The following is a 14,012-nucleotide window of genomic DNA, read 5'->3' on the forward strand; positions in this document are numbered from 1 at the left end:
CCAGATCCTCTCATTACATTTAAGATCTGGTTGTTAGTTTGATGGGAGTGAATGCGGATACATTGTGAGAATCGACAATTTTCGATTGATTAATGTCACTATATCTGACATAAAATGATTTACTTCATTCCAATTCCTTACTATAATGTAGCTATTACGAGGATTGAGAGGTGACATTATGCAATTGACGGAACGCGAGAAGGAGAAGCTGCTTATTACGATTGCGGCTGATCTTGCCAAGCGCCGGATGAAAAGAGGCGTGAAGCTGAATTACCCCGAGAGCGTGGCTCTAATCACCTCAGAAATACTGGAAGGGGCTCGCGATGGCATGACGGTAGCTGAGTTGATGGAATACGGCACGACGATTCTGAACAGAAGCCAGGTCATGAACGGCATTGCCGAAATGATTGACGAGGTGCAGGTCGAAGCGACCTTCCCTGACGGAACGAAGCTGGTTACGATTCATCATCCCATCACAGGATGAGTTAGGAATAGCAGGAGGAGGCGGCAAACGATGATTCCGGGACAATATCGGACAGCGGCAGGCTTTATTGAATTGAATGCAGGCCGCGAAACCAAAACCATCTCCATTCGAAATGCTGGCGACAGGCCAATTCAGGTTGGGTCTCATTATCATTTCTTCGAGGTGAATCGCGCATTGACGTTTGACCGGGAGGCTGCTTACGGCATGAGGCTCGATATTGCGGCCGGCACCGCAGTTCGGTTCGAGCCGGGAGAAGAGAAGCCCGTTAATCTGGTGACGCTTGGCGGCGCCCGAATCGCATGCGGTCTTAATGGTCTCAGCCGCGGAGAAGCCATCATTGGCTGCATGAGCGAGGAAACGCGCGCAAGGCTGGCTGTCTGGAAGGGGGAGGGGCAATGAGCCGGATGGACAGGGAAGGCTACGCAGCCATGTTCGGCCCGACGACCGGAGACGCTGTACGCTTGGCTGATACCGAGCTGTGGGCGGAGGTTGAACGCGATTTCACCGTCTATGGGGATGAATGCAAGTTCGGCGGCGGGAAGGTCATTCGCGACGGCATGGGCCAGTCAAGCCGCGCTGTTCGCGATGACGGCGTTCTCGATACACTGATTACGAACGCCCTCATTATCGATCATTGGGGTATCGTGAAGGCGGATATCGGCTTGAAGAACGGGCTGATCGTCGGCATTGGCAAGGCCGGAAATCCGGATATTATGGACGGCGTGGATGAGAATATGATCGTCGGCGCGAGCACGGAGGTAATTGCGGGCGAAGGCAAGATCGTGACGGCAGGAGGCATTGATGCCCATATCCACTTTATCTGTCCACAACAGATCGAGACAGCATTGTCCTCCGGCATCACGACGATGATCGGCGGAGGAACCGGCCCGGCTACCGGCACGAATGCGACGACGGTCACGCCGGGCAGTTGGCATATGGGACGAATGCTTCAAGCGGCAGAGGCTTTTCCGATGAATATCGGCTTCACCGGCAAGGGCAACGCGTCTACGCTTGCGCCTCTAATCGAGCAGATTGAAGCCGGCGCAATCGGGCTTAAGCTTCACGAGGACTGGGGGACGACGCCGGCCGCGATTGATACCTGCTTGCAGGCTGCGGATCAATACGATGTGCAAGTGGCCATACATACCGACACGCTCAATGAAGCCGGCTTTATCGAAGATACGCTGGCCGCCATCGGCGGTCGAACCATTCATACCTATCATACGGAAGGCGCAGGCGGCGGACATGCTCCCGACATTATCGTGGCGGCGGGACATAAGAATGTGCTTCCATCCTCCACGAATCCGACGCGGCCCTTCACCATCAATACGATTGAAGAGCATCTGGATATGCTGATGGTGTGCCATCATCTTGACAGCGGCATACCCGAGGATGTCGCCTTCGCCGATTCCCGCATTCGGCCGGAGACGATTGCCGCCGAGGATATCCTGCACGACATGGGCGTCTTCAGTATGATCAGCTCCGACTCTCAGGCAATGGGCAGGGTTGGTGAAGTGGTTATTCGGACGTGGCAAACGGCGCATAAGATGAAGGAGCAGCGCGGGCCCCTCGCGCCGGATGCGGAGCAGAACGATAATTTTCGAATCAAACGCTATATTGCCAAATACACGATTAATCCCGCTGTGACGCACGGCATCTCGCATCTCGTAGGCTCAATCGAAGCAGGCAAGCTGGCGGATCTCGTCATCTGGCAGCCGAAGTTTTTCGGGGTGAAGCCCGATTTGGTGCTGAAAGGGGGAAGCATCGCTTTCGCGCAGATGGGCGATCCGAATGCTTCCATTCCAACGCCTCAGCCCGTATTCGGCCGTCCCATGTTCGCGGCGTTCGGCAAAGCGGTGCACAGCAGTTGTATCACGTTCGTCTCGCAAGCGGCGGCTGACAGCGGCATCGCGGAGCGGTTAGGTTTGCAGAAGCGGATCGAACCCGTGCGAAATTGCCGGGGCATCTCGAAGAAGGACATGATTCACAATGACGGAACGCCCCTTATCGAGGTGAATCCGGAAACCTATCATGTAACGGTTGACGGGGAGCATATTACTTGCGAGCCCGCAGCCTCGCTGCCGATGGCTCAGCGCTATTTCTTGTTCTAGGGGGCGCGGCGGCATGAAGGATTCGATGAAATGGCTTTCGTTGCAGCAGCTGCTGGATTCGGCTCTCCCGATTGGAGGCTTCTCGCATTCGTTCGGCTTGGAATCGCTCGTGCAGGATGGGAGGATAGACAACTCGGCAAAGCTTTACGAGTACGTGTCGACCATGCTGCTGCAGAGCTGGGCAACCTCTGACGCGCAGCTCGTGAGGGCGGTGTACCGGGATGCGCCCGCAGAGCAATGGGACAGGCTGTGGCGGCTGGAGAGGCAGCTGCATGTTCAGCGGATCGCCTCGGAGACGAGAGGGGGAGTGGAGAAGCTCGGCAGACGACTGGTGCTGCTTGCCAGGAAGCTGCACCCGGACATGCGCTGGGAGGAGATTTTTGCGGGATTGGCAAGCGGAGCATGTCTCGCCACGCATCCCCTTGCTCATGGCTATATTTGCTGGCAGCTTTCAATTCCGCTCGAGCAGGCTTTGCAAAGCTACTTCTACACCTGTATTGTGACCAGCGTGAACAGCGCGCTGAGACTCATGTCGATCGGACAAACCGAGGGACAAGTGCTGATCGCCAGACTCTCCGAGCTGATTGATCATGGGGTTGCGGCGGCGGAGGGAATGGAGCCGGAGGAGGCTTATACGAATATGCCGCTTGCCGAGCTTGCGATGATGCGTCACGAGCATCTCTATTCGCGATTATTCATGTCTTGAAGAGGTTGTTGAAGGCATCAATAGAGGTTTTCGGTTTTCGCAACACTTATTTGAATAAGACTTCCAAAATCCAAGGAGGAATGGATATGTGTCAAGGTCAAGGACATACGCATCAGGAATGGGAAAGCGGAGCGATTGAAGGGAATCGGCCGATTCGAATCGGCATCGGAGGACCGGTAGGCTCGGGCAAGACTGCGCTTGTCGAGCGTTTGACGCGCGAGCTTCACGAGAAATACAGCGTTGCCGTCATCACGAATGATATCTATACCAAAGAAGACGCGCGGATTCTGTTCCGCACCGGCGTGCTTCCAGAAGAGAGAATACTCGGTGTGGAAACGGGCGGTTGTCCCCATACGGCGATTCGCGAGGACGCATCCATGAACTTCGAGGCGATTGAAGAGCTGGAGCGGCGATTCGAGCATCTCGATCTTATCTTCATCGAGAGCGGCGGTGATAATCTGGCGGCAGCCTTCAGTCCGGAGCTCGTGGATCGATTCATCTATATTATCGATGTGGCGCAAGGCGAGAAAATACCGCGAAAGGGAGGTCCGGGCATTATGCGCTCAGACTTGCTCGTCATTAACAAGATCGATCTTGCTCCATATGTGGGAGCCAGTCTTGCGGTAATGGAGGAGGATTCGCTGAAAATGCGCGGCAACCGCCCGTTCGTATTCTCCAATCTGAGGGGCGAGAATGGACTTGCCGACATTGTCGGATGGCTGGAGCATGAAATCGCCCATACCCGCGGAGAGCATCATAGTCACGAGGAAGCCCATTGACGAGAAGCTTACCTGGAATGGGGAATAGCCAACAGCATGCCTATTTGCGGTCCGTATTCGTCAAATCAGGGGATCGAACCGTTCTTGCGAATAAGTTCCATACCGCTCCGCTCAAAATCGCGAAATCCTTTCAAAAGCAAGGGCAACTGAGCGTCATTGTGATGGATGTGTCGCCCGGCATCCTGGAAGGAGATCGCTATACGATGGAATGGAGGGCCGAATCGGAAACGCATGCGATGATTACGAATCAATCGTATATGAAGGCGCATCCTTGTCCGCGAGGCATTCTCTCCAAAGTGGAGCAAAGCTTTCAATTGGAAGCGGGCGCGGTCGTCGAGCATATGCCGGAGCCTGTGATGCTCTTCGAGGAGGCTGTCTTGCTTAACGAGGTGAAGGTGACGCTGGAAGAGGGCTCGATCTGGATGCAGGCGGATATTCTCTGTCCCGGCAGAACGCATAAAGGCGAGCAATTCCGTTATCGAAGCTTTGATAACCGATTATCGGTTCAATGGAAGAATGAGCTTATTTTCCATCAGCGCCAGTTCATCGATCCGATGAGACATAGACTTCGCAGTTCGGGCAGTTGGGAAGAGATGACGTATACCGGGACCTTCTACCTTTTCTCCGACTTTGTACGGGCGGAGCATCTGCCCCCATTCACGGAGCTGCTTGAACGATATGCTGCGCCGGAGGAGCATCCGATTTCCGCCGGCGCGACGTTGACGCATCGTCACGGCATTGCCGTGATGGCGGTATGCACGGCGGCATGGCCGCTTCAGCAGTTAATGCGATTAATTTGGGAGGAAGCGAGAAAGCTGATGCTGGGGAAAGCGCCGCTTCGATTGCTTCAGTGTTAGTCCGAAGAGCTGAACGGAATATAATTCACGACCATTGAAAAGATAGCATGAAAGTCGAGCCATACCTTCAGGCGAGCCGCCGTTAGCGCGCTCGCCTTCTTTGTTGCTATCGATCTTATGGATGTGAGCAAAACAGCTTCGTCTCGTGGTACACTAGAGGAAGACATGTTGAACGGGGGAAATGAGCAATTGATGACGGAGCATGAGAATAGATACAAATTGATGAGACTGCTGGACGAGTCGTTCAGAGAGGTTCGGAAACAGATTCATGCGGAGTGGAATCGATATAATGTGCATGGCCTCGGGATGACCCATGCGAAGATGTTAATCATCCTGGCGGAAGAAGGCGAACAGAATGTGTCTTACATGGCGGAGCGCCTCTCTATTACGAATGGCGGCGTTACGGGTATCTCGGATCGGTTAATCGATCTTGGCTATATGATTCGAGATCGAAGCAGCGCGGATCGGAGAGTCGTGCTGCTTAGGCTGACGGAGGAAGGGAGAACCGTAGTCGAGAATATTCGTCAGGTGCGCAAGAGCGTGATGATGAAATTATATCGAGGCATGAGTCTTGAGCATATGCAGCTCGCCTTGGAGTTGTTCAATCTTATGAGCGAGAATTTGAGGCAGGAGCAAGAGGAAGCGCAGCAGGAAGAGCATTAGTAATGCGTGAGGAGGCGAAGCGCAGATGGGTGCTTTATTCAAGGAAGAATGGCTGAAGGGGCCGAAATATCCCAAAGTGTTCGCTTATTATTTCAAGCAGTGGTCGAATTATGCGATGAACTTCCATACGCATGATTCCGTTGAAATTATGTATGTGCTTTCGGGGGAATGCCGCATTGATCTGGAGGAAGCTGCGGATGGAAAGCGGGAAAAAAACTTCCTGCTGCGGAAAGGCGAATTTATGATGCTCGACGCAAACACGCCGCATCGGTTAATTGTCGATGACACGGGGCCTTGCCGCATGCTCAACGTAGAGTTTGCGATGAGAGACAGGGAGAGCGTATTCCCTTCCTTCGGCCAGCTCGCGTCCGAGGATCCGTATATTGAGGATCTTGCCAAGGAATCGTCGTCCTACCTCGTATTGCGGGACTCTGATGAAGTATATCCGCTGCTTAAGAGCCTCGTGCTGGAACTGGATGCGAAGGAAGAGCGAGGCAGGATGCGAATCGAGCTGCTCTTTGCCCAGCTGCTTCTTGCAATTGCGCATATCAGGCAGGATCATCTGCAAGAATCCCATAATGCGGTTGATCGTTATTTGAAAGAAGCGATTGCGTATATTCATCATAATTATGATCGGCCGATTCAAGTCAAGGATATTGCCGCATCCGTTAATTTGCATCCAGGCTATCTCCACCGCTTATTCAGCGCAGGAATGAATCGGACGCTCTCCGTCTATCTGAACGATCTCAGAATGGAGAAGGCGAAGATGCTTCTTCGACAGACCGATATACCTGTTGCGGATATTTGCGACTATGTCGGTGTCGGCAGCAGGGCTTACTTTCATGCTCTGTTCAAAAAATATACCGGAACGACGCCAATCGCGTATCGATCCTCCTTCCAGCCTCAACATTTCGAGTATGAAAGTGACGATATCTAACACTTGAACGGCAATGTCGTCACAATATTGATAACGCTTTCCGCATAGGCTTGCTACAATGATGGTGTATTCATTCTATTGGTTATGCGGAGGGTGATTTGACGATGTCAAAATTCAAGCTTACATTTATCGGGGCCGGCTCAATCGGCTTCACCAGAGGGCTGCTTCGCGACTTGCTCGCGGTTTCTGAATTTCGGGAGATTGAAGTTGCATTCCATGATATTAACGCGGAAAACTTGAAAATGGTTACCGAGCTGTGCCAGCGCGATATTAGGGAGAACGGCCTCTCCATTCGCATTGATGCTACGACCGATCGCAGGGAGGCGCTTCAAGGTGCCCGGTACGTCATCAATACCATTCGAGTAGGCGGACTGGAGGCCTTCGCGACCGATGTGGACATCCCGCTCAAATACGGCGTGGATCAATGCGTCGGCGATACGTTGTGCGCCGGCGGCATTATGTACGGGCAACGCGGGATCGCAGAAATGATGAATATATGCCGCGATATTCGCGAATGCGCGGCGGAGGATGTTCTTCTGCTCAATTACGCCAATCCGATGGCGATGCTCACTTGGGCCTGCAACAAATACGGCGGCGTACGGACGGTAGGTCTTTGCCATGGCGTGCAGGGGGGCCACTCACAAATCGCCGAAGCCTTCGGTCTGAAGCAAGAAGAGGTTGATATTATTTGCGCGGGTATTAATCATCAGACCTGGTATATTTCCATTCGACACAACGGTGAGGATCTGACGGGCAAGCTTCTCGAGGCTTTCGAGAGTCACGAGGACTTCAGCCGAACCGAGAAGGTCAGGATCGACATGCTTCGCCGCTTTGGCTATTACAGCACGGAATCTAATGGCCATCTTAGCGAATATGTGCCGTGGTACCGGAAGCGTCCCGAAGAAATCGGGGAATGGATTGATCTCGGTTCGTGGATCAACGGCGAAACGGGCGGTTATCTTCGTGTTTGCACCGAGGGGAGAAACTGGTTCGAGAAGGATTTCCCGAACTGGATGAAGGAAGCTCCCCTGATGTATGAAAGCGAGAAAAGAAGCCATGAGCACGGCTCATATATTATCGAAGCATTGGAAACGGGCCGAGTCTATCGCGGACATTTCAATATGGTGAACAACGGCGTCATTGCCAACCTGCCTGCGGATGCCATTATCGAGGCCCCGGGCTACGTGGACCGCAACGGCATCTCCATGCCGCTGGTAGGCGAATTGCCGCTTGGTCCCGCAGCCGTATGCAATGCGAGTATTTCCGTTCAGCGATTGGCTGTGGAAGCGGCAGTCCATGGCGATGACAAGCTGTTAAGGCAGGCGTTCATGATGGACCCTCTTGTCGGAGCCGTTTGCAACCCGAAGGAAATCTGGCAGATGGTCGACGAAATGCTGGAGGCTCAGGAAGCATGGCTGCCGCAATACGGTGCCGCCATTGCCGCCTCGAAGAAGAGATTGGCGGAGGAGCCGCTCTTGCCAACGCGCGATTATGCAGGAGCCGCTCGTTTGAAGGTGAAGACTGTCGAGGAGATGCAGTTAGACCGCGATGCGGCTAACCGCAATGCCGGGGAATCGGATAAAGGGAAGGAACGCGCGAAGGCAGTCGAAGCCAATTAAGGAGGAGACTCTCCCTTGCGGCTAACAGGCAATTTCGCAGCAGCAGCTGATAGAGTCACAAAGGTGCAGAGATCTATGCATTTCGCGGTTCATATTTCAATTCAATTGGCACTAATTTCGCATGAGGCGGGCTCCAGGCAGGGGGCCCGTATTTCTTCATGTAACCGAGCAGATTCAGAGCCTCCGGAGAGGGCTGCTCCTCCTCCATGGTGCGGAACAGCTCCCAGCAGGCAACGACGTCGTTCAGCGCGCGATGTCCGCCGATTAACGGAATGCCGTATCGGTCACACATATCCTTCAGCGTATGGGGATACACATGGCGCTGTCTGCTGATCGTCAGCGTGTCGATAAAATCATTGCGAAACGATCGGCCCGCGATGCGCATCAGCGAATGATGAAGGAAGCTAAGATCGAACTGCGCGTTGTGGGCGATCAGGATATGGTCGCCGATGAAGCGGTTCAGGATACGAAAAGCCGTGTCCTCGTCCATGCCGCAGGCGGTCATGTCGTCCGTGATGCCGGTAAGCTGGGTTATTTTGCTCGACAGCTTGCCTTCGTACTGAACCAATGTGCTGAACTCGCTCGCGATTTCCCCGTTAACGACGCGGATGGCCGCCATTTCGATGACGCGGTCCTTCTTCGGGTCGAGGCCGCTCGTTTCAAAATCAAAGATGGTATAGGATAAGGCAGGATTAAACGTCACTTCATATCACCGCTTTTCATTGTTTTGAAGTCGAAATTCGCAATCTGATTTCGAGTCATTAGTCAATACATTCTACATGGAAGACCGTAATCCTCGTTTTGAAACGCGAAATATGTGCGAAATGCGACTATTTTAGCGGTATTTACCCCATATGTTCGACTTTGAGTCATTATCCCCTATGCCAAGCAACTTCCCCCACTTCAAACAGGGCTCACATTTCCCACGGATGCTGATATGTTCCGGGTTCCTGCTCTTGATTGTGTTCCTGCTCCTGTTTTTGCTCCTGCGTAAAGGGGATAGTAAGTAAAAGCTTGCTTCAGGACCATCTCCTTCAATTGAGTGGAATTATATGGGATTAAATACAGTTTGGCTCTTCGCAGAGTGAATGAATTAGCGTATAATCGACATGCGTATACGTTTCAACAACTTCGGAGGAATGAATCATGAGAGCGCTGCAACCCGTGTTTCAAATTTGGCAAGCGATCAAAGGAGCGGCTTTGCCGCCTGAGCGGAAGCTTGGCAAAGATGCCGTGACGGCATTAATTATACATAGCTGCTTTCAATTTGGCGCATCGATGTCGGGTCTCTTCCTGAATCTCTATCTATGGCGGCTGACGCATGATTTGAAGGTGAACGCGGCCTACAATTTAATCGTATTTATCATTACGCCGTTCGCTTTTGCCGCGGGAGGATGGATGGCGAAGAAGAAGGATCGCATGGTGACCTACCGGCTCGGCATTGTGATGATTGCCATCTTCTACTTGTCGGTCATCTTAACGCAGGAGCGTGTGCCGGATTTATATGTATGGTTCGCGATATGCAACGGCATCGCTTCGGGCTTCTACTGGGTCGGTTATCTGGTGCTGCAATATGATGTTTCGACGGAAGCGAACAGAATCCGCTTTCTCGCAATCAATATGGTGATGTTCAACTCGGCGGGGCTTGCGGGACCTGCTCTGGCAGGCTTTGTCATCCAGCATAATGAAGGCTTGCGAGGTTATATCTTTATTTTCACCCTGGCATTCGTCATGTTCGTTATTGCTGCGGTCATTTCGTTCCGTATTCCAATGGTCAGCTCGCATCACAAGACGTATTATTTGAAATTAATGGGGCTTGTCATGCATCGAAGCCGCCGCTGGTTTTTAGGTCTTTGCAGCTTTCTTGTGCTTGGTTTGTTTCAGGGCATCATGCTGTTTCTGCCTAACATTCTTCTCTTTCAAGCGGTCGAGCGCGAGGATTGGGTCGGTTATTTCGGCGTTGGCTTCTCGTCGCTCACGGTTGCGATGGGCTATGCGATTTCACGCATGGCGCAGAAGGAGAATGTTCGTCAATATGTGTTGTTCTCGACAACGGGGGTCGTGATAGGCGCAGGCTTGCTCTTGTTCGGCGTGGAATTATGGTCTGTCATGATTTTTATGATTCTGTTCTCGATTTGCAATCCGCTCGCGGTAAATACTTTAACCTCATATTATTACAGGCTAATCGGGACTCTGCCGCTGAAGGGACAGCTGAGGGTGGAGTCGGTGGTGATGAGAGAGCTGTTCCTGAATACGGGAAGAGTGATGTCGCTTTTATTATTTGTTGTTTTTTCGATTGATTTGGACTCGATAGGGCTGCCTCTTATCCTCTTTGCGGCAGCCGTTCTGCAGTATTTGCTTGTGCTGTTCATTTCGGAGAAGCGTGGAGGCTGAACTTCCTGAATCGGGAGTATGCAGAGGACAGAGACGGGTGAAGGCGCTGTTGAGCCGAAGGGCCACGCATGATTATGCGTGGCGCTGCGCAACGAATGCGCGAACTTGTTCGGCGGAAGAGGGCAGGGAAGGAATTGCGCCTTTCCCTGTTGCCGTTATAGCGCCCATCGCGTTGGCGAACGCGAGCATCCGCTCAAGCTTTGAGGTTGTCCATTCCTTGCCAAGCGGGCTCCGACTGTCAAGAATACAGTAGAGAGCACCCCCAAGAAAGGCGTCTCCGGAGCCTGTCGTATCCACAACGGTAACGGAATATCCGGCGCTTCTCGCAGATTGATAGGGAGCTTGTCCATCGCCTGTTGTTCGAAGCTTGCAATAGCTGCCATGGGGTCCCAAGGTGATGAACAGCAGTTGCAGCTGATTGAAGCTCTCCATCAGCATGGAGGAGCCCTTATCCAGATCATCCGTGCCTGTCAGGAAGAGCAGCTCTTCCTCGGAAAGCTTGGAGATATCCGCCAATCGCATGCCTTCGAGAATAACAGTTCTTGCCGAAGCTTCATCCTTCCATAATGGCAGGCGAAGATTAGGGTCGTAGGAGATCATGACGCCCTGACTCCTCGCGTAAGCCGCCGTCTCAAGCGTTGCGCTGCGGGCGGGCTCGTCTGTCATGGAGACAGAGCCGAAATGGAGCAACTTGGCCGAAGCGGCGGCTACTCGATCAATCTCCTCCGCGCGGAGAAATTGATCGGCGCCCGGCCTGCGGTAGAAAGTGAAGGAGCGGTCGCCGCTTTCATCCAAATGGACGAAAGCAAGCGTCGTCAACGCCTCCTTCGAATGCTTCAATTGGTCGATGTTGATATCGGCTTCTCGGAGGGTGTCGCTCAGGTAGGCTCCGAAAGCATCATCGCCGACTGCGCCGATAAAAGCCGTTCTCTTGCCAAGCTTGGCAAGGGCGGCTAGCACATTCGCTGGCGCGCCTCCCGGATTCCGCTCGTAGAGCGGTTGTCCCTGCTCGGACACGCCATATGGCGTGAAATCGATCAATACTTCTCCAATCGCTATTACATCCATCGCTAATTACGTCCTCTCTTGTATCGAATTTCATTGAGATCTGTTTTCCATCGTATCATAATCTATGAAATCGCGGGAAGTCGCAGCCGGCATAGGGTGCCTTCCTGCTCCCTGCTTTCGATTGTCAGAACGCCTTCATGGGACTCGACAATGGATTTCGAGATTGCGAGACCGAGGCCCGATCCGCCGCTCAATCTGGCTCTTGACGCATCACCGCGATAGAAGCGTTCGAAGATATGGGGCAAATGCTCTTCTTTGATGCCTGATCCGTTATCCTCGATTACGAGTTCCACGCTGCTTCGCTCCGCTTTCAGCGTGAGGCTGATTTTGCCTTGCGAAGGATCGGTATGCTGTACGGCATTCTGGAACAGATTGAGAATCACTTGCTTGAGCTTGTCTGCATTTGCGCGTATTGTCGCATCTTTCACTAGTTGCAGCTGTAGTGAGCGTCTGCCGCCAAGCACCTGAAGCTGAGGCTCCATCTCTTGAATGAGCTGAGTCAGATTCAGGGGCTGGAGTTGCAATTGAGGCGATTGATCCAGCTTCGCGAGCTGCAGCAGATCTTCGACCAGCTTGCGAATCCGGCTGGACTCCTCGTTCATGCTTGTCAGCGCGCGACGCAGCTGCTCCGGATTCGCTGCTGCTCCCCGCAGCAGAACCTCGATAAAGCCCTGGATGGATGTCAGCGGCGTGCGCAGCTCATGCGAGGCATCCGCGACAAAACGGCGCATGGCATTCGTCATGTTTCGCTCCTTCTCGAACGAGGTATTAAGCCGCATGAGCATACTGTTGAACGCTTCGGACAATGAATCGATTTCCTGCTGGCCCTGATGCTCCGGGATTCGCGTTGTCAGATTGCCCGCATCGGTCAGTCTGGCAGCTTCTACCGCCTTCGACAACGGCTTCAGAGTTCTGCGCAGCAGGGGCAGATACAAAGCCAGTCCCGAAAGCAATGCCGCAAGCGAAAGCGCTGCGTACAGACTGACCTGGGCAAGCAGCTGCTTCCGCAAGGAGTCGGTTTCCATGCTGGCTTGAATCAATATGGGATTATCATCCTTGCCGGGATGTCCGACAAGACGAAACACGACAAGCTTTCTGGAGCCGGAAGCATCATCCAGCAATCGGTAGGGAACATGTTTCTGTCTTTCGAGATTCGATTCGATCTGAATGTATTCCTCGCGCGACAAGGCGGGTGGAGCAGCCTCATCCGAGTGAGACGCATTGATTTGGCTTAAGCTGCCGTCTTCATGCACGATGGCGATGGTCAAGCCTGGCTGGAATTGCACGGGTGTAGGCGACAATCCATGCTCCTCATTTCCGTCCATATCGGGACGGGAATGATCAGAAGCGTTATCGCCATCCGAATTCCGCAGAATATCCGGCGGCAGGCTCATAATTTGCGCATTCAAGGCTTCCGATTTGTTGCGATACAAGAAATCTCTCATGAATACGAATTGCAGCGAGCCGATCAACAGCAAGAGTGCGGCCATGAGCAGCAAGGTGCGGCTTAACAGCTGAAGACGCAACGATTGCGGCTGGATGAATCGCTGTAAGGTCTGGATGAAGCGGGAGCCTCTCTTCATGGCAAATCCAATCGATAGCCGGAGCCGCGCAAGGTGCGAATAAGCCGGTGCTCTTTGTCGCCCAGCTTCTCGCGGAGCGATCGGATATACACTTCGACAATATTTTGTTCCCCGCCGAAATCATAGCCCCAAACCTTATCGAGAAGCAGAGACTTGCTCAGCACGACGCCATGATTCATTACGATATATTTGAGAAGCTCGTATTCGGTTGGCGAGAGCTCCAATTGTTCCTCTCCATAATGAAATTCCCTCCTGCGATCATCAATACGGAAAGGACCGCAAATCACTTCGCCGAGCAAATGAGGGAATTGATTCCTCAATCTGGCATGAATTCTGGCAAGCAGCTCTCCAAAGCTGAACGGCTTGGCCAAATAGTCATCGGCTCCAAGCTCCAAGCCTTGAATGCGTTCTTCAACCTCGTCCATGGCTGTCAGCATGATGATGGCTGCAGTGCTGCCGGTATCCCTTAGTCTTTGACACACCTCATAGCCGTTCATAATCGGCATCATAATGTCGAGAATGATGACATGCGGCTTGAAACGCTCAGCTGCTTCAATCGCGGCTTCTCCGTTCGAAGCTGTGGCAATCTCGGCTCCTTCGTTCATTAACCCCAGCTCCAGAAATTGTATGATATTGGGCTCGTCGTCTACGAGCAGCAGTTTGATTCCTTGCAGCTTCTTCATAGTCTCATCTCCTGATTCGTTTTCCAGTCTTACTATCTTCGACATCCTTGAGCGAAAATGCTCTTTTTTCTACCGTTTTAAGCAAACTTTAAGGCCGTTTATCTTTTTTTTGAAAATTTCTGCAATGA

At 52.7% G+C, this 14,012-nt stretch carries 14 protein-coding genes; 10 read left to right on the top strand and 4 right to left on the bottom strand.

The window, feature by feature from the left end; all coding sequences use genetic code 11:
- Positions 1 to 178: 178 nt before the first annotated feature.
- The 9 genes from HFP08_RS16410 (at position 179) to melA (ending at position 8,156) form a co-directional block, all read left to right on the top strand.
- Positions 179 to 484 (top strand): urease subunit gamma, encoded by a 306-nt coding sequence (locus HFP08_RS16410; RefSeq protein WP_168121681.1) that lies wholly within the window; start codon positions 179 to 181, stop codon positions 482 to 484.
- Positions 485 to 514: 30 nt separating this feature from the next.
- A complete protein-coding gene (locus HFP08_RS16415) occupies positions 515 to 883 on the top strand; it encodes an urease subunit beta (protein ID WP_168121682.1) in 369 nt (122 codons plus the stop codon).
- Complete coding sequence (gene ureC / locus HFP08_RS16420) at positions 880 to 2,595, top strand: urease subunit alpha (protein ID WP_168121683.1); 1,716 nt, start codon at positions 880 to 882, stop codon at positions 2,593 to 2,595. Before HFP08_RS16415 ends, ureC begins: the two co-directional genes overlap by 4 nt.
- Before the next feature lie 13 nt (positions 2,596 to 2,608).
- Positions 2,609 to 3,301, top strand: a complete 693-nt coding sequence (locus HFP08_RS16425; RefSeq protein ID WP_168121684.1) for an urease accessory protein UreF — start codon at positions 2,609 to 2,611, stop codon at positions 3,299 to 3,301.
- A gap of 86 nt (positions 3,302 to 3,387) precedes the next feature.
- Positions 3,388 to 4,080: an urease accessory protein UreG gene (gene ureG, locus HFP08_RS16430; RefSeq protein ID WP_168121685.1), complete on the top strand. Its 693-nt coding sequence runs from the start codon at positions 3,388 to 3,390 to the stop codon at positions 4,078 to 4,080.
- Positions 4,081 to 4,097: 17 nt separating this feature from the next.
- Positions 4,098 to 4,937 carry an urease accessory protein UreD gene (locus tag HFP08_RS16435; protein WP_168121686.1) on the top strand — a complete coding sequence of 280 codons (840 nt, stop codon included), beginning with the start codon at positions 4,098 to 4,100 and terminating at the stop codon, positions 4,935 to 4,937.
- Between the two features lie 165 nt (positions 4,938 to 5,102).
- Positions 5,103 to 5,600, top strand: coding sequence for a MarR family winged helix-turn-helix transcriptional regulator (locus HFP08_RS16440; protein ID WP_168121687.1), 498 nt, complete (start codon positions 5,103 to 5,105; stop codon positions 5,598 to 5,600).
- A 25-nt stretch (positions 5,601 to 5,625) separates the two neighbouring features.
- A complete protein-coding gene (locus HFP08_RS16445) occupies positions 5,626 to 6,537 on the top strand; it encodes an AraC family transcriptional regulator (RefSeq protein WP_168121688.1) in 912 nt (303 codons plus the stop codon).
- Positions 6,538 to 6,641: 104 nt separating this feature from the next.
- A complete protein-coding gene (gene melA, locus HFP08_RS16450; RefSeq protein ID WP_168121689.1) occupies positions 6,642 to 8,156 on the top strand; it encodes an alpha-glucosidase/alpha-galactosidase in 1,515 nt (504 codons plus the stop codon).
- Positions 8,157 to 8,229: 73 nt separating this feature from the next.
- On the opposite strand, the gene HFP08_RS16455 is transcribed toward melA, so the two are convergent.
- Positions 8,230 to 8,859 (bottom strand): 3'-5' exonuclease, encoded by a 630-nt coding sequence (locus HFP08_RS16455; protein ID WP_168121690.1) that lies wholly within the window; start codon positions 8,857 to 8,859, stop codon positions 8,230 to 8,232.
- Positions 8,860 to 9,302: 443 nt separating this feature from the next.
- On the opposite strand from HFP08_RS16455, the gene HFP08_RS16460 reads away from it, so the two are divergent.
- Complete coding sequence (locus tag HFP08_RS16460; RefSeq protein ID WP_168121691.1) at positions 9,303 to 10,550, top strand: MFS transporter; 1,248 nt, start codon at positions 9,303 to 9,305, stop codon at positions 10,548 to 10,550.
- A gap of 72 nt (positions 10,551 to 10,622) precedes the next feature.
- Here HFP08_RS16460 and HFP08_RS16465 read toward each other — a convergent pair whose 3' ends face one another.
- From HFP08_RS16465 to HFP08_RS16475, 3 genes are all read right to left on the bottom strand, one after another.
- A complete protein-coding gene (locus tag HFP08_RS16465; protein ID WP_168121692.1) occupies positions 10,623 to 11,618 on the bottom strand; it encodes a carbohydrate kinase family protein in 996 nt (331 codons plus the stop codon).
- Positions 11,619 to 11,680: 62 nt separating this feature from the next.
- Positions 11,681 to 13,201, bottom strand: a complete 1,521-nt coding sequence (locus HFP08_RS16470; RefSeq protein ID WP_168121693.1) for a sensor histidine kinase — start codon at positions 13,199 to 13,201, stop codon at positions 11,681 to 11,683.
- Entirely contained in the window at positions 13,198 to 13,884 is a 687-nt protein-coding gene (locus tag HFP08_RS16475; RefSeq protein ID WP_168121694.1) for a response regulator transcription factor, read from the bottom strand. The genes HFP08_RS16470 and HFP08_RS16475 overlap by 4 nt, the downstream gene beginning before the upstream one ends.
- Between the last annotated feature and the right edge of the window lie 128 nt (positions 13,885 to 14,012).

It is taken from the genome of Paenibacillus sp. HB172176 (assembly GCF_011947265.1).
Classification (GTDB): domain Bacteria; phylum Bacillota; class Bacilli; order Paenibacillales; family Paenibacillaceae; genus Pristimantibacillus.

Coding starts and splice junctions, on each gene's coding strand:
- HFP08_RS16410 (WP_168121681.1), top strand. CDS start 179: ATGCAATTGACGGAACGCGAGAAGGAGAAGCTGCTTATTACGATTGCG.
- HFP08_RS16415 (WP_168121682.1), top strand. CDS start 515: ATGATTCCGGGACAATATCGGACAGCGGCAGGCTTTATTGAATTGAAT.
- ureC (WP_168121683.1), top strand. CDS start 880: ATGAGCCGGATGGACAGGGAAGGCTACGCAGCCATGTTCGGCCCGACG.
- HFP08_RS16425 (WP_168121684.1), top strand. CDS start 2,609: ATGAAGGATTCGATGAAATGGCTTTCGTTGCAGCAGCTGCTGGATTCG.
- ureG (WP_168121685.1), top strand. CDS start 3,388: ATGTGTCAAGGTCAAGGACATACGCATCAGGAATGGGAAAGCGGAGCG.
- HFP08_RS16435 (WP_168121686.1), top strand. CDS start 4,098: ATGGGGAATAGCCAACAGCATGCCTATTTGCGGTCCGTATTCGTCAAA.
- HFP08_RS16440 (WP_168121687.1), top strand. CDS start 5,103: ATGTTGAACGGGGGAAATGAGCAATTGATGACGGAGCATGAGAATAGA.
- HFP08_RS16445 (WP_168121688.1), top strand. CDS start 5,626: ATGGGTGCTTTATTCAAGGAAGAATGGCTGAAGGGGCCGAAATATCCC.
- melA (WP_168121689.1), top strand. CDS start 6,642: ATGTCAAAATTCAAGCTTACATTTATCGGGGCCGGCTCAATCGGCTTC.
- HFP08_RS16460 (WP_168121691.1), top strand. CDS start 9,303: ATGAGAGCGCTGCAACCCGTGTTTCAAATTTGGCAAGCGATCAAAGGA.
- HFP08_RS16465 (WP_168121692.1), bottom strand. CDS start 11,618: ATGGATGTAATAGCGATTGGAGAAGTATTGATCGATTTCACGCCATAT.
- HFP08_RS16470 (WP_168121693.1), bottom strand. CDS start 13,201: ATGAAGAGAGGCTCCCGCTTCATCCAGACCTTACAGCGATTCATCCAG.
- HFP08_RS16475 (WP_168121694.1), bottom strand. CDS start 13,884: ATGAAGAAGCTGCAAGGAATCAAACTGCTGCTCGTAGACGACGAGCCC.